The organism is Megasphaera sp. SW808, from assembly GCF_012027795.1.
GTDB lineage: Bacteria > Bacillota > Negativicutes > Veillonellales > Megasphaeraceae > Megasphaera > Megasphaera stantonii.
This window is the reverse complement of record NZ_SJOT01000036.1, coordinates 1-18,204: the sequence shown is the minus strand read 5'-3', so window position 1 is coordinate 18,204 and position 18,204 is coordinate 1. Positions and strand designations below refer to the sequence as shown.

Here is an 18,204-nt window from a genome sequence, read left to right as displayed (position 1 = left end):
CTAATTATTATTTCAGTTTACTATATTTTTGATATATAGCTTATACGTACAAAAGATACAACGCATTGGGAGGAAATGTTATGAATACAACGATGCCCGTTGGCGTGGATGATTTTAAGAAACTTCGGGAACAGTATTATTTTGTAGATAAAACCGATTTTATCCGGCAGCTGATAGATGGCCATAGTAATGTAACCCTCATTACTCGCCCTAGGCGTTTTGGGAAAACATTGATGATGAGCATGTTAGAGTACTTCTTTTCCATTGATAAAAAAGAAGAAAGTAGTCACTTATTTTCTGGCCTTGCTATAGAAGCAGCTGGTGCTAAATATATGGAACACCGAGGCGCGTATCCCCTTATTTTTATATCGTTGAAAGATATAAACACCTTGTCTTGGGAAAGCATGCTGGATCAATGGGGATTGTTTATCCGCAAAGTATATTTACGATACAAATATCTCTGCACAAGTGATAAGGTCGATGACGATATGAAGGAAGACTTTTATCGTATTACAAAGCGGAAAGCAACTGAAAATGAATTAGCTGCTTCTTTAGCAAGGTTGATGGAAATGATGCAGGCATATTATGACAAGCCTGTTATTTTACTAATAGACGAATATGATGCGCCGATACAGCAGTCATGGGAATGCGGTTTTTATAATGAATGTATTAGTTTTATGCGTCGCTTTTTGGGAAGCGCATTAAAGACAAATCCTGCTTTAGATTTTGCTGTTTTAACCGGCGTGTTGCGTATTGCTAAAGAGAGCATTTTTAGCGGATTGAATAATCTGGACGTGTATTCCGTGCTGAATGGTACATACAGTGATGTATTTGGATTTACGCCTGAAGAAATAACCCGCATGGCCAATGATTTAAACCTTGTAAAAGCATTGCCGGAATTAAAGCGATGGTATGATGGTTATCGTATAGGCAAGAGTGAGATCTATAACCCGTGGTCAGTAGTAAGCTACATCAAGCATAACTGTACGCCAATCCCCTATTGGATGAATACATCGAATAACGCCATCCTTCGTGAATTACTTTCACATGCCGATTATTTGCGCATAAAAGCCTTGCAGGGGCTTTTACATGATGAACCTGTATCCGTTAGTTTAAATGAAGGCGTTGTATATGACACTATTGGACAGGATCAAAGCGCTTTATATACCATGCTGCTTTTGACAGGATATTTAACCGTATCCGCTGATTCTCCCATCATCTATGACCGGTATTCGTTGCGCATTCCTAATGAAGAAATTAAACGGGTGTACAGCATGGAAATCCTGAATACGTTGGTAACAGGGATAAATCGTAATACGTTTGATAATTTGTTTGAGTTATTATTTAATGGGCAGGGATATGATTTTTCCTATCAGCTTCAGCAAATAGTACTTCGGTTTGCCAGCACCTACGACACAGCCCATAAAGAAAGTTTTTATCATGGGTTTATGCTGGGAATGACCGCGTTGTTTTTGGATAAGCAATATACTGTCGAATCGAACCGCGAAAGTGGATACGGCCGTTTTGATTTAGCTATCTTTCCGGACGATGTGTCGAAAGCTGGCGTGCTGATGGAATTTAAAGCAGCTGAAATAGAAGAAATGCTGGAACGTAAAGCTAAAGAGGCATTGCAGCAGATTGAAGATAAGAATTATGAAGTAGAATTTACTAAACGCGGCATACAGAACGTGTGGAAATATGGCATTGCTTTTTGCGGTAAAAAAGTATGTGTAAAAATGAAAGACAATTAAGTACATGATATGGCCCTAGTCAATACTGGCTAGGGCTATTTTCGTATAGTATGTAAATAAAGTTATAGATGCGAATATCTAATCCTTCTAGTGCATGATGCGGTTTAATCAGTGGTATGTGGATGTTCTTTAATGCAACATAATGGTAAATACTAGGAAAGGGGGAATTGGTGAGTGCTTATCAATAAGACCGTATTATTCGTATCGGAAGCTGCCTGCGCATTAGGATGCAGCTCCCGTCAGATTTATCATCTGATTCATACGGGACAACTGCGCGCTTATAAGGATGAAGGCGCATGGGCTTGGAAGATTCCGGAAGAAGCCGTTATGTCCTATATTACAACTCGTATAAAAGCGAGAAAATGATTGCTGTGTGCTGAACATAATAAGTAAGTATGTAGGCTCATGATTGGTGACTGAGCTTTTTTGATAATTTTCGTATATTACAGTGAAATGAGGTGCTATATATGAACGAAACATTTTCTGGAGAGCTTATAACCGTAGATGAGCTCTGCGAAATCTTAATGATTGGCAAAAACATGGCGTACCGTTTATTAAATGCCGGAGAAATCCAATGCTTTAAAATCAGTCGGGAGTGGAAAATCCCACGGAACAGCGTATATGAATATATACAACGCCAATGTAAAGCAGAAAAATGACTGTGAAGATGTAACTGCCAATAGTCGATTATACCAACATTTATACATGAGAATGGCAATAGTTCCCTGTCGGTTATATCCGGCAGGGGATATCTATTGCAGCGGTATGACCTGCTATGGACAATTGGAAAGCCCTTATTTATAATAGAATAAACGGGAATACGGGAGGTGAAATACATGAACAAAGCGATGCCTATCGGCGTTGATGATTTTAAAAAGGTGCGGGAAAACTATTACTTTGTAGATAAGACAGATTTTATCCGGCAGTTAATAGATTCGCATAGTGACGTAACATTGATTACTCGGCCCAGACGGTTTGGGAAAACATTAATCATGAGTATGTTGGATTATTTCTTTTCTATGGCGCGGAAAGAGGAAAGCTACAACTTGTTTCAAGGATTAGCGATTGACCAGGCTGGAACGAAGTATATGAAACACCAAGGAGCTTTTCCTGTCATCTTTATCACTTTAAAAGGCGTACAGAATGATACTTGGATTAGTATGTATAAATCATTTCGCCTATTCATACAAAGAGAATTTCAAAAACACGATTATGTATTGCAGGGGAAGGTGCTGAGACCATCAGAGAAGGAGTTTTATCAACGCATTATAAACCTTGAAGCAGATGAAGAGGAATATCAAGTAAGCTTGCTGAATTTGTCAGCGTATTTGTACCGATATGCCGGTGTAAAGCCCATTATTTTAATTGACGAATATGATGCGCCTATTCAATGTGCTTATGAGCATGGCTTTTATGATAAGGCCGTACTATATTTTAAGAGCTGGTTTAACAATACCTTGAAAAGCAACGAATCTATGAATTTTGCCGTATTAACCGGCGTGCTTCGTATTGTTAAAGAAAGTATTTTCAGCGGCTTGAATAACTTAGACGTTTGTTCGGTTTTGCGGGATAAATACAGCAATATATTCGGATTTACAGCCGAAGAAGTTGCCAAATTGACGGAAGATCTAGGAAAACCGGAGGTGTTGCCGGAACTGAAACAGTGGTATGACGGCTATCGGTTTGGCAGTAGCGAAATATACAATCCCCTGTCGGTTATCAGCTATATGGATAATCAGTGCTTGCCCCGGCCTTATTGGATGAATACGTCTAATAACAGTATCCTGTGGGAGCTTCTATCCCATGCGGACTATCTGCGCATTAAGGCCCTGCGTGGCCTTTTATACGACATTCCGGTATCGGCCAGTTTGAACGAAGGTGTCATTTACACCCAAATTGGCAGAGACCAAAGCGCCTTATATACGATGCTGCTCACGACGGGCTATTTAACTATATTGGAAAACTCCACTACAAGCTACGACCGGTACCTGCTGCGTATTCCCAATGAAGAAATCAAACGGGTATACAGTATGGAAATCCTGAATACCATCGTAGCGGGAATGGATCGTGATACCTTTGACGGCCTGTTTGACCTGCTGTTTACCGGACAAAGCGAGGATTTTGCTTATCAATTGCAGCAAATACTGCTGCGGTTTGCCAGTACCTATGATACGGCAAATAAAGAAAGCTTTTATCACGGCTTTATGCTGGGTATGGCCGCTCTGTTTTTAGGCCGAAATTATACGGTCGAATCGAACAGAGAAAGCGGCTACGGTCGGTTTGACATCGCCATTTTTCCCAAAGACACCAATAAAGCCGGCGTCCTGATGGAATTTAAGGCCGCCGACAGCGAAGCACAGCTGGAAGACAAAGCCGACGAAGCGCTGCGGCAGATCGAGGAAAAGCAGTACGGCACGGAATTTGAAAAACGAGGAATTTCAAAAGTTTGGAAATACGGCATTGCTTTCTGCGGTAAGCAGATTCATGTAAAAATGAAAATATAAGTACGATAGCAGCCCTAGCCAGTATCGGCTAGGGCCTTTTGCAATTAGAATGAAAGATCAAGGTCTATTCCCTTGCCGTGACGATAAAATGCGGCTTGAAAGGATAATTCCATAAGCAATTTGAAGGAATTGAATAAGATTTTATCCTCGTCATCAAATATATACGTCAGCTTTTTATTCTGGCATTGGAATGTATACTGGTAACACGCACCTTCAAAAATATAGGCCGCTTTGTTTAAATTAGACACGGAATACGCGCCGTCCCAGTCCTGGGCGTCGCTATTCAGGTACATATGGCATATTTCTTCTAGCATACGCTGATAGCGTTGGCAGTCTGTATCGGCAGCGATCCAATTCAAATTCCAGATAATCAACTCTTCATAGCGAATGTTTTTTTCAAAGACAGGCCGTTTTTGAATGACAGGATAGATTCCATCGTCAAGCATATGGAGCATCAAGCTGAATAAAGCGTATTCATTTTGCGGCTCAGTGAATATCAGCGGCCCCGTATCAGTATCTTTTTTCAGTAATTCATAGCGTTTAAGGGAAATATTCAGCTCTTTAAAAACGGCTGATTTAGTCAATATCATGGCATAGACCTCCTTGGAAATGAAGATTCGGCATAATAGCTTCTTTGAGCTGTTCATGCATTTTATATCTTTGTTAGACTATATGCAGCTGTTTTGTGTATCATTTTGACAAAAAAAAAGAAAACAGGCAGGCCCATAAGGACCTGCCTGCAATATATAATATGAATTTTGTTTTATCGACTGTGGCATAGAACACAGCCTTAAATCAAAGAAATAATTTCTTTGATTTAAGTGAATGCTTTCGTAGTATTGCCTTGAGACGCTGCTTTCATATACCATTTAGCTACTTCACGATAATCTTGCTTTACGCCATGGCTACGAACATAGCAATCCCCTAAAATATACTGCCCACGGGCATTTCCTTGTTCGGCTGCTTTACGATACCATTTAGCTTCCATTTCGTAATCGCCTTTGCGGTGAAATATTGTGCCTATATTGTCCAAAACTAATTTTTGTCCATCATCATTCCTTGCTCAAGAGATTTTTTAAACAATTTCATAGCTATTCCATAATTTTGCTCAACTTGCTCAACACCATTTTCAGCTGCACACCATCCACCACTATTTCCCTTATCACACTGCTTTTCTAATGCATTTTGTGCCAGGGCGTTACCTTGTTCAGCTGCTTTATGGTACCATTTTATAGATTCTTCATAATTTAGTTCGACACCTCGCCCCAAAGAATAGCATTCTCCTAACATTAATTGTGCCAAATCAAGTCCTTGTTCAGCCGCTTTACGATACCACTTTATAGCGCTTGTATAGTCCCGACCTGAACCATGTATTGGTTTGATAAAACCGTTGTAATAACAGGTTGCTAAGTTATATTGGGCTATAGCATATCCTTGTTCAGCTGCTTTACGATACCACTTTACGGCTTCTTCATAATTTTTATTGACGCCCTCATGATTATAGTAGGAAATTTTGGAGTTATTTGGGGCTTGGTTATAGTAAATATCTCCTAGTTTATTTTGTGCTTGCCAATATCCTTGTTCTGCCGAAAAAGATAACCATTTTATGCCTTCTGAATCACTTTTTCTTGTACCATATCCATTTAAATGCATATTAGCAAGTTCATTTTGAGCAAACATATCTCCTGCTTTAGCTAACTGTAACACTGCCCGGAAGGTCAGGTTTAAAATTTTATACTTTTCTTCTGAATCTTCTGGTAGTGTATAAGCCACTTTTAATATTGCTAATATATCGCCTTTTTCTTTTCCTTTTTTATACCAAAACGCTCCTTGTTCAGGATTCTTTTTGACATTCCCGTATGCTTGTATATGGAATTCACCTAAAAAATACATAGCTCTGCCATTTCCTTCATTGGCAAGTATTTCGAATTTTTTAAATGCTTCATCAAATTTACACCGTAAAAATAATTGTTCTGCTTCTTTTAAGCGCGTATCCTGCGTTTTTATCGCAGAAGCATTGAATAACTTTTCACTTTCTGCTTGCTTAAGCTCATATAAGAAATCAATCATGGTGTCATACCAATCTAAATCAATCGCATGATTATCAGAAGTGGCTTCTTTTATATAACGATTAGCTAAATTTATGCAAAATTGTTTTTGATCTAAATTAGTATTGGCTTTTTCAATATCTTTTTTTAGTGTCTCTAATGCATGAAAAACAGTAAAGGCGTTTTCCAACCGAGATTGAAAGGCCGACAGGTTTTCTTCTGCATATTTGAGTTCTGTAAATGCCTGTTTTAGCTGCTTAGGAAAGGCTAAAAAATTACTTTCTGTATATTGTCCATATACATTATGCGGTTTATCGGCATCCGTTTCTGATACGGATATTCCGGCTTTTTCAAGCTTTTTTAAAATGGCAGGGGGAATTTTACTCTTAGATACTTTCATTTTGACAGATTGTTTTTCACCTTCAGAGTCTTCTAACTTTTGTAAATTTTCCAAACAAGATTTACAATATTTATGATTATCATGCTGGCTGAGAGTAGGATAGACCTTTCCGCATTGATCGCAAGTAAATGCCTCTTCTTGGCCGATATCAATAGCAAAAACAGAAGGCGATGCGTCGGGGTTTTCAAATATAGAGACACCTTTAAAGGATGAAATGATATCTGAAAATAAATTAAATATACTATAGAATGTAGACTTACCGATGTCTAATTTCAAATTTAATAATGTTGCTATATCTGATGGGATGATAGACGTCGGCACATCTGTATTTTCAAAACGGAATTTAAGCCATATCCTATCTAATGCCTGTTCATCTACATAGCATATCAATGTAGCATGGGTAGTGCCGATGCTTTTTCTCAATGTCTTTTCTTGCAGATAATTCTGAATATACTGAACTATTCGTTTTTTCGGCAATATTTTATCAGTATACGTTTTTGATTGTACGTTTTCTATGATTTTATCCGCAATGACTTCTATTTGTGAATCTAACAATATTCCATAGCGTGTTAGATACGCAGTCAGCTCCGAATTTATTTTTTGATTCAGCAGTTCGTCAAATGTTTGGTTTTCTACAACGTTATCCATACGTATACTCTCCTTCTGATAAAAAATGAGGCCAGAATACATGGGCGGATTCTGGCCTTAATTTGTACAGCAATATAGCCCAAAAGAGTAATATCAGCTTTCAAAACGGCGGTTTACTACCCAGGAATGGGGTTTATCTCCCGTTTTACGAGGGCATTTACCTGGTAAAGGTCGCCCCATGTTTGCTTGCTTAATTTCTCGTTTTCCACAGTATTTGCAAACGTATTCTACTTTTTTAGTTGCCATAATGATTTCTCCTTTCTAGTCTGTTTTTTTGGGGAAGCTTTTTGTAATTTTTGACATTCTAACTTATTCAGAGCATAAAATTTTGCCCGGCTCATTTTGTCCTTTAAAAACGTTTCATAATATGCGTCAACGTTGCAGTAGAGTGGGCGATGGGGATAAATCTGGCAGAGGTTATTGCTTTGATCTAAATATCGGCAAGTCCCATCCGGTAATGCCAATGTTTTTCCAAAAAGGGAATGACCAACCTGACGGCAACATGCACCGCATCGTTTACAAGGGAACATTAGGATTACCGCTTAGGGGTGTCTATATCAAATTTAACTTGTTTCTTTTCTTTTAATTCCATAATGGCTGTATCTGTTAAATATTTTAATTCACTGGGCTCGCTATTGGAGGAAGCTTTTACCCAATCATTATCGTTATCTTTGAAGTATAGTGAAATATTCAATTTAAATTTGTCTTTCCCAAGATATATAATGGCAAACTCTCCGCCGATATAGGTATAGCCTTTGGACTGTTCTACTTTGAAAATTAATGTATCTACCTGTTTTGAATACATTTGGGCAATTTCAGCTAAATCTCTGCGCGGCAGGGGAATTTTTATGATTTTAAATAACTTGGTAAGCACTTTTTCTGCTAGTTCCATCTTTTGCGGATCAATTTGCAAAGTTTCTTTTTCCACAGTTTGTTTTTTGGCCTTTTCATGGTTAGTTTCGTTTTTCTTGTTGTCCATGTCCATTTTACGAACCTCCTATATGATGATTCATTATCCTGAATACATGCAATATGCCTTTGTAATTTTAAATAGTAAGTTCTAATTCTCTTTCCATGTCGGTAGTAATATCAGTTTCTTCATTCATATTTAATTTTCTGCGTATTGCTTCTGGCACTTCATTTTCTGGAACCTTGCAAATTGTTACTTCTTCTACCCAGTCTTCTCCTTCTTTATAGTATAATTTGTGCATAATTCTGCTGATAATATCTGCGCCATTAACGATTAAATCTCCATACATTACTGCGGCAGACGGTACTAAAGGGTTTACTTCTTCCCATACTTTTTTTAATTTAGCGACAAAATTTTGCAGCCACTCTACTACTTCTTTCCAGCTCGTTAGAAAAATAGCTGCACCAAGTAAGGTGCCAATACCACCTAAAACTAATAAAGGTATCATAATTCCACAACATCCTCCTTGTTTAACTGACGTTTTACATATTCTTCTGAAACTTTTCGTTTGGTAACGATGGGCCGGCCCCGTTCATTTGCTTTTTTGCTTGTCAGTATATTTTCCACTGCTTCTTCAACATAAGCTTGCCGTACGATATCGTCATGACGGCGAACGGCCTTAAAGGCGGCCATTAATATAGCATTGGCGATATCGCTTCCTGAGATACCTTCATAGTTTTTCGTGAGCTCTTCAATTTGTATATCGTTCGGCATTTCTAATGGGATATATTTTTGCCATAACTTTTTCCGGCAATCATAATCGGGCAGTTCAAATTGGACATGCATAGAAATTCGGCGCATAAAAGCTGGATCAAAGTTTTCTATAAAATTAGTAGCGAATATGACAAAATCCTGATAGTCATTTAACAGCATCAGCATGACAGAACGGGTCTGATTTACGCTAACATCAGTAGCGCTGGTCATGCTGGTAACCCGGCGGCTCAAGATAGCGTCGGCTTCATCGAAAAAGAGAATGCTATGCGTTTCTTTTGCGACTTCAAAGGCTCGGCGAATATTTTTTGGCGTTTCTCCCACAAACTTTGATTCAATATCTGCGTAATTGACAATCAAGATATTCCGCTGCAAATGTGATGCAATAGCGTGAGCTGCCATCGTTTTACCTGTTCCGGAAGGGCCGTACAGATTAATTCCCATGCGTTTAGCATATTTGTGCGTTTTTTGCAATCCCCATGTTTCAAAAACGATTTTGCTGTTCTGAGCGTAGTCGGCTACATCGAGAATTTGCTCCCTGATTCTTTCCGGCAAAATGATATCGTCTAAAGAAAACTTTGGCTCTTCTGGTAGAAAAACAAGCTCTGTTTTTGTTGGGGTAGGCTTGTTTTGTTCTGTATCATCAATCCGTTTTCCAATACCCACGGTGATATATCATCTCCTTCTTAAGCATGATTATGACTATAAGTCGTGGCGGTACAACCTCTTTTCTTCGTCGGAAAAAGACATGAGAAGCTGCAAGTCGATGTGCAATGCGTCGGCAATATCTATGAGTACGGAGATCGTCACGCTTTGATTGTAATTTCCCCGTTCAATGCGGCTTAATGTGCTTTTACTGATATGAGACCGCTTTGCCAATGAGCCTTGGGTTAAGCCGCTGATATTCCGATAGTAGGCAATCTTTGCTCCAATTAATTTGCATATCATTGCTTTTTTATCGCACAAGTACGTCCACTCCTTACTTTTAATAATTTAATCGTATCATATCCGATATAAATTTCTATATCCTAAAAATGGCGCAAAAACGCTATTATACGCCTATTTTTCAGCACTATATGACGTTTTTTAGCAGAGCCGTTTTACGACGAAATGACATGGCTTTCGTAGTTTGTAATAGTCCGAATTTTCACATATATATTATATAAATGGATAGGCGTATATACGTACGAAATAGTTTGCTTGTGGCGGCAAGTTCATACTACGTTTAGGAGGCGATGTCTGTGGATAGGAAACAGGAACATTTTTTTATATCGGAAGGAAAGTAGCGGCGTATCGTAAACAGCAAGGGTTTACACAGCTTCAGCTTGCACAGGCAATACATAGAAGCCGCAGTACCATTTATCGTATTGAAAAAGGGATATATAACCAAAATATCTCATTATCCATCTTATTGGATATAGCTGATGCGCTTCGGATACATGTAACCGACTTGTTTCCCAAGTAACCGGCGCAGTCAGCTATATAACGGAACCTACGAATCGTATGTATTACGCAATATTCCACCACTCTACTATCTGGCAAGGAGGTGTTTTCATGTGGTTAAATGTACTAAAGATCGTGACGGGATGTATGACCGTCATTATTCATGGTTTGGAAAAGTCAGACGATTGATTTCGTATCGTCTGCGTCAATTGTTCAATTTAGACTAAGCATGCAAAGAAGCCCTGCCGGATATCCGGCAGGGCTGTTATATTGCAAGTAGAAAGGATGGATAAGTATTATGAAACAGGGAAAAACATTACAAGCATTAGGAGAAGAATTACAACGGCAGCGCATGGTGCGGAAGGATTTTCTGGCTGATACGGGAAGATTAGAGTTGACGAGCCGTGGCAATACGTCGCAATTAACTATAACCATGGGCAAGGAGAAGAAGATATTCACTGTAGGAGAACTGGCGCATCAGCAAATTGCGTCACGCTTGCAGATACCTTACCGGTATTATCAGAAAATGCAGCAGGAATTTCCAGAACTGCTCGATGAAAATGTCAACGCTTGGTTTGATGAGAACCCGGAACGGCGCATGATCCGGACGCTGGACGGCCATGTACGGGCGTTCTTGTCGGACCGATACAGACGGCTGGATAATCTGGAGCTGTGCGCCGCTGTCCTGCCGGTCATACAGGACATGAAAGGAGCTTCTATCGAAAGTTGCGACGTAACGGAAACGCATATGTATCTAAAAGTCGTCAATAAAAAGATGAAAGCTGAAGTGGCCGTAGGCGACGTCGTACAGGCCGGCTTCGTCATTTCCAATAGCGAAGTCGGCTTGGGCAGTTTGCGAGTAGAACCGCTTGTCTTCCGTTTGGTCTGCAAGAATGGCCTTATTTGCAAGGATTATTCGCAAAAGCGGTATCATGTCGGGCGGCAGGCTGCCTCCTCAGAAGACGATGCCTATGAACTGTATTCCGATGAAACGCTGCGGCAGGACGACAAAGCCTTCTTTATGAAAGTGCAGGATACGGTTCGCTGCGCGGTGGACGAAGCGAAATTTATGCTGACGGTAGACGCCATGAAACGGGCTATGCACATCCCCTTGGAGCACGACCCGGTAAAGGAAGTAGAAGTCTTGGCCGACCGGTTCCCACTCAATCAGGGAGAACGTGGCAACATCCTACGCCAGCTCTTTTTAGGCAAAGACCTGAGCCGGTACGGACTGGTCAACGCCGTCACGGCGGCCAGCAAGTTCTGCGACTCCTACGAACGGGCGACGGACTTGGAACGCATGGGCGGCGAGCTGTTGGCTTTGCCTATTCCATCCAGTATGCAGCCGAAAGCCTTGGAACCAAGGCGGATGCCAAAAGACATTACGCCGAGGATTCCTCAGATGCAATTCATTCAGTAAAGAATGAATTGTGCAAACAGCTTATTTTCCATATAATAAAAATACCAGAATACATTATCAGGAGCGTGGATCCAGTGAAAGAAACATTAAATCGTTTGAACGATGTATTTTTCAAATATTTGTTAAACGATACGAAGAAAAAGTCATTAACGCTAAGCTTTATTAATGGGATTTTAGATTATCCGAAAGATAATTGTTTTATAGATTTAGATTTTATAGATACGAAAGACATTTCCATCGTACAGGGGCAATCAATCCCTTTGCTCAATGTATGTGCCAAAAAGCATGATGATGCACAAGTATATGTAGAAGTACACATATATCTGGAACCGAATACAAAAAAGCGCTTTTTATATCATTGGTCTAAAACGTATGGCAACGAATTACAGGAAGAAGATTCATGCAAGAAGCTAATACCAGTGATTTCTATCAACCTGATGGATTTTAATGCGTTTCCAGAATATACAACCTGCCACCATTCCTATCATGTCTATAATGATGAAACCCATGACCGGCTATTGGACGACTTGGAAATGCATTTTATCGAATTGGAGAAAATCCGTATTGGCGATATACGGAAACTAAAGAAATCAGAACAATGGATTGCCTATTTTTCAAATCAATGCAGCGACGAGAAACGGGAGGTGCTGGCTATGAGCGAACCGGCTATCAAGGAAGCTATGAAATGCGAAATGTACTTTACGAAGGACGAAAAATTACGTCGGCAATATGAAATACAGGAAAAAGCCCGTCGGGACTATATTTCCCTGATGGATAATCTTAAGAATAGCCACCAGAGAGGGGTTGAAGAAGGTATTCAACAAGGTATCCAACAAGGAATTGAACAAGGTCGGAAACTGGGAGCGCAGCAGGAACGGGCTAAAGCAGATCAGGAATATGGGTTAGCCATGAGTCGGGAAGGGTTCTCGTATGATGTGATTGCCCGGATTACGGGCTTATCTCTGGAGAAAATAAAAGAAATAGCCGAAAAAAATGAATAGCGATACTATGAAGACAGGGTAAGGCCGACGCCTTACCCTGTTTTTTATATAAGGAGAATACACGATGAAACTATCATATCCTTTATCTGATGAAGAATTATTGGCAGCCTTTGTTCCCAAGAACAGCGCACAAAAGCTAGTACAGGAGTACAACAGCCTGTATCACATTTTCACCCGTGTGTCTGACGAGCAGTTACAGCAGATTGCTGGTATCGGTAAGGCCAGACTGCGCAAGATGTCTATGGTCAAAGAAGTCATGGAGCGGATAGACGAAGAACGGCGGCAGGAATTGACAGATGTGTCCGACGATAAAACGGCGTTTGCCTATTTTAAGTTTTTGACAGACAAGCCTAAAGAGGAATTGTGGGCTTTACTGCTCACTACGAAAAATCAGGTCTTGGCGTGCAAGCAGATTTCTGTCGGTACGGTGAATTCGTCATGGGCTGGTGTGCGGGAAGTATATCATGAAGCCGTACACCACCTTGCTGCCGGCGTCATATTGGCGCATAATCACCCGTCCGGTGATCCGGAGCCTAGCTTGGAAGATGTCAATGTGACCCGGAAAATGATACAAGTCGGCGAGTTGATGGATATTCGTTTTTTAGACCATGTGATTATTGGACGATATGGCAATTACAGCTTTTATGTTCAACGACCGGAATTATGGGCGTAAATATAAATCATTAAATGCGTATTTTCTATATAGAAAGGAGCAGATACCTATGCCAGCTACACAATTTATTTGCCCTGACGGAAAACAAGTCCCTATCCTGCAATGCTTGCAGTCCTGCCCGCAACGGCAGCGGTGTATGTTCCTGCCTACTTTACGGGCTATTGCAAAGTCTCTGCACCGGGGAATTATGGAGCCGACGGTGACAGAACTCATCGCCGGCGTCAGGGAAACGTACCTCAAGAAAACGACAGAGTATGCCGTTACTCCCCAATCCGTATTGTATGCCCTTCATGGGCAGGGCGTTCATGCCATTCATGAACAGTGTACCCAAGGCGATATGCTCAGCGAGATTCGCCTGAAAGATACGTTGACGAGTGGTAAATTTGATTTATACGGCAAGATTATCGATGATACGGAAGGCGTGCTGGGCGATTTGAAAGTGACCAGCTCGTACAAGCTCATGAAAGCTCTCGGCATCTACAAAGTCCGCGTGCCGACGGGCGAAGTGTACAAAACAGGCTTGCGGAAAGGCCAGCCGAAGTATCGGAACGAGCTGCGGCATGACGGCGTGCGCCATGTTTTGGAATGGGCTATTCAGCTTAATTACTACCGAATCCTGCTGGAACAGGAAGGTTTTACCGTACAGAAGATGTACATTCAGGCCATGTGCCGGGATAATAACCTGCGCATGGCTGCCGAACGGGGAATCAATCAGTCCGTCTATATAATCCCGATTCATAAAATTAGCGACCGCTGGCTCCTGCGCTATTTTCATCGCAAGGCGGCGTTGCTCCATGAAGCGATGAAAGAACGAAAATTGCCCCTTATTTGTTCCAGACGGGAACGGTGGCATGACAGGAAATGCATGGGCTACTGCGATGGCCGGGCAAACTGCCCCTATGCTCAGCGGTTGCAGCGGGAACAGGCGGGAAACGCCGGTTAAGGAGGTAGAAATCTATGATACAACGCATATCCAGAGGATTTGATGATTTTCGTCTCTTGTTCCACTCGTTCGTCATTGTCAGTCAGACCGATGACCGCCATTGCATCGTAGCCTATCAGGGAAGGCTGTATCAGGCAGAATGGGACGAACGACAGAGCCAGTATGTACTGGAACCGATTGCATGGAAAGCATAGAAAGGAGAACTGCCGTATGGCAAGTTATGTACAGAACGTCTTGATAGTAGACGGAGGCCGTATACCGGCAGTGTGCCAGTTTGTACGAGGAGGGGAAAATGTATTTGATTTCAATGCCATACTCCCGTTACCATCAGGCTGTATGAAGCCAGAAAGGAAAATCAAATACTGGGGAACGAAGGGAAATGCTATCAACGCCGTCTTCCATGAAGAGGACGGCTCCTTTTCGTTTCAGACGTTGAACGCTGCGCCGGTTCCTGTCGTGGAACGGTTGGCGGAGAGGTTCCCTGACTGTACATTTACTTTCCGCTGGGCTGACGAAAGCGGCGGGAATTGCGGGGAAATTCGTTATGAATATGGCCATGAATCGTATGCCTTTTACCCGGACGACGGTACGGTTGGACAGGAAGAACTTTATCAGCAGTGCTGGGGCCAGCCTATGTATATGGAAGGAGCGAATACATCATGCAAAAATTAGCCAAGAAATTTATCGAAGTTATGAAAGAATGTAGCTATGTAGAGAAACACGGTACGAATGATTACCATGGATACCAGTATGCGACGAGCGCCGACGTGCTGGCAAAGGTCAACGCTTCATTGGTCAAGCACGGAATCGCGTCCGTAGCCGTGCCGGAACTGCTGGATATGGTCGATGTGACGACGGCCAAGGGCAATACGGAAAAGCTGGCAACCGTCCAGATGCAGATTACCTTGATAGATACGGAATCAGGCGAAACCTTTTCCATCGTCGGTATCGGTTCTGGGCAGGACAGCGGGGACAAGGCGGTCATGAAAGCGGAAACAGCGGCTATCAAGTATGCGTATATGCTGAGTTTGGCTATCAGTACCGGCGACGATCCCGAAGCGGATATCCAGACCGATCTTTCGGCGGCAAAGCAAAAACGGCAGGCTGGCGTACAGCCTACCACTTCCATGAAGACAGTCAAAAAATCCCAAGCACTGATATGTGCTGATTGTGGTGCAGTTATTAATGAGAAAGTATGGAAGTATTCGCAGGAGCGGTATGGAAAGCCTTTGTGCATTCGGTGTCAACGGCAGGCCTCAGTTAGTGCTTAACGTTTAGAATTTCTCAATTTTCCCCGATTTCTCCATTTTTTACATAGGATATATGCGTATATATAGCTTAAAATCCTATTCGTTTTTTAGGGAAATCGGGGATTTTAGGGAAATTCATTTTTGTATATACATTTGTCTAACTTGCTCGGCGATTATTTGACATTATGCCTATTCAGCAAACAGTAAGATTCAGTGATTACTTTCTAATTTTGTAAGTACAAATCAGTAATTCGTACTTACAAAATTAAAGGAAGTGGTTACTGATGAAAACAAAAAAAGATACTATTATCCAGATTCGAATTTCAGCAGAACAAAAAGAACAGATTCAGCAAAAAGCAAAAGAATTAGGAATGAGCGTTTCGGCATATATTCTGTATCTTTGTGAACATAAGCAGATTATTGTTATTCAAAAGGGAAAAGAATTAGCAGAGCAAGTATATCGTTTGAATCAAATTTTGGGCATATATGAAGGAAATCCCATGATACCTGTGCAGGAGATTCGAGATACTGTTAGTCAGAGCATTCTTCATATCACTCAAGCAATGGAGGATGAGTAAGATGTCCATACTGAAATTTGAGACAAGAACGCCTAAATCTTTAAAGACTATGTATGGGTATCTCGTTGCTCCCACTAAAACGGATAGCAGAGGGATATTTGGAATTGGGGTTAATCCCTCCTATGCAGTAGAAGAAATGACGTTTGTGCAACAAGCTTTTTATAAGCAAGAGTTAACGCACCCCTATGTGCAAGTAATTCTTTCATTAGGGAAAAATGTAGCAACTGATTTACGAACCGTAAGAAGATTATGTGAAGAAGTAGGAAAAATATTAGTTTATGATGAGCGTCAAGTATTTGGGGCTATTCATTTTAAGAATACGCAATATATTCATTGTCATTATTTGCTGAATTATGTTAGTGTAAAAGGAGAGCTATATCGACAAAAAGTTTCTCTCGTTACATATAAAAAACAAGTAAATGAAATTTTAGTCAGGTATTCTCTTCCAATTACAGCTATATATTATTATGGACAAGGATATGATTCATTAGTAACTTATTAGGAGATGTGAAATTATGGGGAACGAATGGAAAGAGCTTGCAAAGAAAAAAGTAATTATTGGCGTAAAACGTGGACTCCTTGAGGATGAAGATAGAAAGAAAATTGATATAATTTCAACTTACTTATTGAAAAAGGAAAATTATATAAATTATATTATAAATATTTTAAATAACAAAATGCAGTGCTTTTTAGACAACCGCTTAAGAAGGCGAAATGATAAAATAATAAATAATAGTTTAGAAACCGAGAGCGAGCAAACAGACGATCTCCTTGCCCCTTCTTTCCCAAAGTTAAATAATATAAAAAACGAAGAAGATAGACTACTTTATTTGTCCCAGTGTATATTGAATAATCTGATTAATATTATAAAAATTCGCGATAATTCAATATATAGGCTACAAATGGATGAATTTATAGGAGATTTTGCTAGATTTTACGATGATTTTTTCCAAACGATTGGAAATGGTTATGGCTCATTTGAAAAAAAAATAAGCATGAAATGTATAGATTGCATAGAAAATATCAAAAAAATAGTGCAGTTAATACGTGATCATGCTGATATTTTCTTTGAAGAACGAAATAATAGTGATTACTTTATTCTTAAAAGTACAAAACAAACAAAGAATGGATATGATAGTTTAGACGTTTTAAATAATAATGTTGTGCAAAAGATTTCTAGCATACCAATATTATTGCCCATGGTGTATCTTGTACCCATATCAGGAATATATATCGTTCTTTTACTGTATAATAAAAAAATATCATTTGCAGATTCTTTTTATGGCATAAGAGAAGATGACGACAAAGATACAGTAATTTTAGCGAAAAAAAGGAAAATGCGATATAAGGATACTCAGGCTATTTTTAAAAATCTGGAACGGTATTTTCAAATTAAAATTCAAAACGATTTAGGACAAAAAAAATCGGATACATGGATTGACGTATGTGGAATGTATCGATTCTGTAATTTAAGTTATCCAATAAAAGATAAATTATTTACGTTTCTTCGTTTTGATTACTTACTTATACATGATGGTATCTCCCCTTCTCTTACGGGGCAACAACAACGTTTTTTGACTTTTCAGACAATATTATTGTCTAAATTAGAAGAAAAAGCTTATCTACAAATGTATAAGTTTGAATGTTATTTAGGAAGTTACGTCTTACTATTTGAAGCATATGAAAAATGTTTGAATTGGTATTATATAATCTTTAGATGTATAGCTGAAAGAGATATTGAATATCTAACCTTTTCATTACAACAATGCAAAGAAGATGTATATCAGCCTGTTAGAAACATAGAAAACACGTGTCAACTAATGGAAGAGGAATGTAGAAAACTGCTTCATGCTAACAAGTGGTA

The 18,204-nt window shown here is 40.0% G+C and carries 22 protein-coding genes; 14 read left to right on the top strand and 8 right to left on the bottom strand.

The window, feature by feature from the left end; genetic code table 11:
• Window positions 1–80: 80 nt before the first annotated feature.
• The 4 genes from E0L13_RS10975 (at window position 81) to E0L13_RS10960 (ending at window position 4,255) form a co-directional block, all read left to right on the top strand.
• Window positions 81–1,751, top strand: a complete 1,671-nt coding sequence (locus tag E0L13_RS10975; RefSeq protein WP_168062399.1) for an AAA family ATPase — start codon at window positions 81–83, stop codon at window positions 1,749–1,751.
• Between the two features lie 174 nt (window positions 1,752–1,925).
• On the top strand, window positions 1,926–2,117 hold the full coding sequence (locus E0L13_RS11920; RefSeq protein ID WP_168062397.1) for a helix-turn-helix domain-containing protein: 192 nt from the start codon (window positions 1,926–1,928) through the stop codon (window positions 2,115–2,117).
• Window positions 2,118–2,218: 101 nt separating this feature from the next.
• The gene (locus E0L13_RS10965) at window positions 2,219–2,410 is read left to right on the top strand and encodes a helix-turn-helix domain-containing protein (protein WP_168062395.1); all 192 of its coding nucleotides are present in this window, start codon (window positions 2,219–2,221) and stop codon (window positions 2,408–2,410) included.
• A 177-nt stretch (window positions 2,411–2,587) separates the two neighbouring features.
• Window positions 2,588–4,255, top strand: a complete 1,668-nt coding sequence (locus E0L13_RS10960; protein WP_168062393.1) for an AAA family ATPase — start codon at window positions 2,588–2,590, stop codon at window positions 4,253–4,255.
• A gap of 44 nt (window positions 4,256–4,299) precedes the next feature.
• Here the strand turns inward: E0L13_RS10960 and E0L13_RS10955 are convergent, their stop codons facing one another.
• From E0L13_RS10955 to E0L13_RS10915, 8 genes are all read right to left on the bottom strand, one after another.
• Window positions 4,300–4,845 (bottom strand): hypothetical protein, encoded by a 546-nt coding sequence (locus E0L13_RS10955; protein WP_168062392.1) that lies wholly within the window; start codon window positions 4,843–4,845, stop codon window positions 4,300–4,302.
• A 227-nt stretch (window positions 4,846–5,072) separates the two neighbouring features.
• Entirely contained in the window at window positions 5,073–5,243 is a 171-nt protein-coding gene (locus E0L13_RS10950) for an SEL1-like repeat protein (protein ID WP_168062390.1), read from the bottom strand.
• A gap of 47 nt (window positions 5,244–5,290) precedes the next feature.
• Complete coding sequence (locus E0L13_RS10945) at window positions 5,291–7,351, bottom strand: tetratricopeptide repeat protein (protein ID WP_168062388.1); 2,061 nt, start codon at window positions 7,349–7,351, stop codon at window positions 5,291–5,293.
• 93 nt (window positions 7,352–7,444) lie between these two features.
• On the bottom strand, window positions 7,445–7,597 hold the full coding sequence (locus E0L13_RS10940; protein WP_168062386.1) for a hypothetical protein: 153 nt from the start codon (window positions 7,595–7,597) through the stop codon (window positions 7,445–7,447).
• A 289-nt stretch (window positions 7,598–7,886) separates the two neighbouring features.
• Window positions 7,887–8,336 (bottom strand): hypothetical protein, encoded by a 450-nt coding sequence (locus E0L13_RS10930; protein WP_168062382.1) that lies wholly within the window; start codon window positions 8,334–8,336, stop codon window positions 7,887–7,889.
• A 61-nt stretch (window positions 8,337–8,397) separates the two neighbouring features.
• Entirely contained in the window at window positions 8,398–8,769 is a 372-nt protein-coding gene (locus E0L13_RS10925; protein WP_168062380.1) for a hypothetical protein, read from the bottom strand.
• Window positions 8,766–9,698, bottom strand: a complete 933-nt coding sequence (locus E0L13_RS10920) for an ATP-binding protein (protein WP_206081638.1) — start codon at window positions 9,696–9,698, stop codon at window positions 8,766–8,768. The genes E0L13_RS10925 and E0L13_RS10920 overlap by 4 nt, the downstream gene beginning before the upstream one ends.
• A 36-nt stretch (window positions 9,699–9,734) precedes the next feature.
• Entirely contained in the window at window positions 9,735–9,998 is a 264-nt protein-coding gene (locus E0L13_RS10915; protein ID WP_206081637.1) for a helix-turn-helix transcriptional regulator, read from the bottom strand.
• A 775-nt stretch (window positions 9,999–10,773) separates the two neighbouring features.
• Between E0L13_RS10915 and E0L13_RS10905 the strand changes: the two genes are divergently transcribed.
• The 10 genes from E0L13_RS10905 to E0L13_RS10860 all read left to right on the top strand — a co-directional run.
• A complete protein-coding gene (locus E0L13_RS10905) occupies window positions 10,774–11,895 on the top strand; it encodes a DUF932 domain-containing protein (RefSeq protein WP_168062379.1) in 1,122 nt (373 codons plus the stop codon).
• A gap of 74 nt (window positions 11,896–11,969) precedes the next feature.
• Window positions 11,970–12,896, top strand: coding sequence for an Rpn family recombination-promoting nuclease/putative transposase (locus E0L13_RS10900; RefSeq protein WP_168062377.1), 927 nt, complete (start codon window positions 11,970–11,972; stop codon window positions 12,894–12,896).
• A gap of 64 nt (window positions 12,897–12,960) precedes the next feature.
• The gene (gene radC / locus E0L13_RS10895; protein ID WP_168062375.1) at window positions 12,961–13,569 is read left to right on the top strand and encodes a DNA repair protein RadC; all 609 of its coding nucleotides are present in this window, start codon (window positions 12,961–12,963) and stop codon (window positions 13,567–13,569) included.
• A gap of 49 nt (window positions 13,570–13,618) precedes the next feature.
• Complete coding sequence (locus tag E0L13_RS10890) at window positions 13,619–14,512, top strand: hypothetical protein (RefSeq protein ID WP_168062373.1); 894 nt, start codon at window positions 13,619–13,621, stop codon at window positions 14,510–14,512.
• A 14-nt stretch (window positions 14,513–14,526) separates the two neighbouring features.
• Window positions 14,527–14,706 carry a hypothetical protein gene (locus E0L13_RS10885; RefSeq protein WP_168062371.1) on the top strand — a complete coding sequence of 60 codons (180 nt, stop codon included), beginning with the start codon at window positions 14,527–14,529 and terminating at the stop codon, window positions 14,704–14,706.
• Between the two features lie 142 nt (window positions 14,707–14,848).
• On the top strand, window positions 14,849–15,184 hold the full coding sequence (locus E0L13_RS10880; RefSeq protein WP_168062369.1) for a hypothetical protein: 336 nt from the start codon (window positions 14,849–14,851) through the stop codon (window positions 15,182–15,184).
• Complete coding sequence (locus tag E0L13_RS10875; RefSeq protein ID WP_168062367.1) at window positions 15,172–15,783, top strand: ERF family protein; 612 nt, start codon at window positions 15,172–15,174, stop codon at window positions 15,781–15,783. The genes E0L13_RS10880 and E0L13_RS10875 overlap by 13 nt, the downstream gene beginning before the upstream one ends.
• Before the next feature lie 263 nt (window positions 15,784–16,046).
• The gene (locus E0L13_RS10870) at window positions 16,047–16,340 is read left to right on the top strand and encodes a hypothetical protein (protein WP_168062365.1); all 294 of its coding nucleotides are present in this window, start codon (window positions 16,047–16,049) and stop codon (window positions 16,338–16,340) included.
• 1 nt (window position 16,341) lies between these two features.
• The gene (locus E0L13_RS10865; RefSeq protein WP_168062363.1) at window positions 16,342–16,842 is read left to right on the top strand and encodes a hypothetical protein; all 501 of its coding nucleotides are present in this window, start codon (window positions 16,342–16,344) and stop codon (window positions 16,840–16,842) included.
• Between the two features lie 13 nt (window positions 16,843–16,855).
• A partial coding sequence (locus tag E0L13_RS10860; RefSeq protein WP_168062361.1) for a hypothetical protein occupies window positions 16,856–18,204 on the top strand: 1,349 nt, incomplete at its 3' end.

Bases quoted from the DNA above. Each gene is read 5' to 3' on its own strand.
- E0L13_RS10870 (WP_168062365.1), top strand. From the start codon at position 16,047: ATGAAAACAAAAAAAGATACTATTATCCAGATTCGAATTTCAGCAGAA.
- E0L13_RS10950 (WP_168062390.1), bottom strand. From the start codon at position 5,243: ATGGAAGCTAAATGGTATCGTAAAGCAGCCGAACAAGGAAATGCCCGT.
- E0L13_RS10960 (WP_168062393.1), top strand. From the start codon at position 2,588: ATGAACAAAGCGATGCCTATCGGCGTTGATGATTTTAAAAAGGTGCGG.
- E0L13_RS10925 (WP_168062380.1), bottom strand. From the start codon at position 8,769: ATGATACCTTTATTAGTTTTAGGTGGTATTGGCACCTTACTTGGTGCA.
- E0L13_RS10905 (WP_168062379.1), top strand. From the start codon at position 10,774: ATGAAACAGGGAAAAACATTACAAGCATTAGGAGAAGAATTACAACGG.
- E0L13_RS10945 (WP_168062388.1), bottom strand. From the start codon at position 7,351: ATGGATAACGTTGTAGAAAACCAAACATTTGACGAACTGCTGAATCAA.
- E0L13_RS10955 (WP_168062392.1), bottom strand. From the start codon at position 4,845: ATGATATTGACTAAATCAGCCGTTTTTAAAGAGCTGAATATTTCCCTT.
- E0L13_RS10890 (WP_168062373.1), top strand. From the start codon at position 13,619: ATGCCAGCTACACAATTTATTTGCCCTGACGGAAAACAAGTCCCTATC.
- E0L13_RS10885 (WP_168062371.1), top strand. From the start codon at position 14,527: ATGATACAACGCATATCCAGAGGATTTGATGATTTTCGTCTCTTGTTC.
- E0L13_RS10930 (WP_168062382.1), bottom strand. From the start codon at position 8,336: ATGGACATGGACAACAAGAAAAACGAAACTAACCATGAAAAGGCCAAA.
- E0L13_RS10975 (WP_168062399.1), top strand. From the start codon at position 81: ATGAATACAACGATGCCCGTTGGCGTGGATGATTTTAAGAAACTTCGG.
- radC (WP_168062375.1), top strand. From the start codon at position 12,961: ATGAAACTATCATATCCTTTATCTGATGAAGAATTATTGGCAGCCTTT.
- E0L13_RS10875 (WP_168062367.1), top strand. From the start codon at position 15,172: ATGCAAAAATTAGCCAAGAAATTTATCGAAGTTATGAAAGAATGTAGC.
- E0L13_RS10880 (WP_168062369.1), top strand. From the start codon at position 14,849: ATGAAGCCAGAAAGGAAAATCAAATACTGGGGAACGAAGGGAAATGCT.
- E0L13_RS10865 (WP_168062363.1), top strand. From the start codon at position 16,342: ATGTCCATACTGAAATTTGAGACAAGAACGCCTAAATCTTTAAAGACT.
- E0L13_RS10965 (WP_168062395.1), top strand. From the start codon at position 2,219: ATGAACGAAACATTTTCTGGAGAGCTTATAACCGTAGATGAGCTCTGC.
- E0L13_RS10940 (WP_168062386.1), bottom strand. From the start codon at position 7,597: ATGGCAACTAAAAAAGTAGAATACGTTTGCAAATACTGTGGAAAACGA.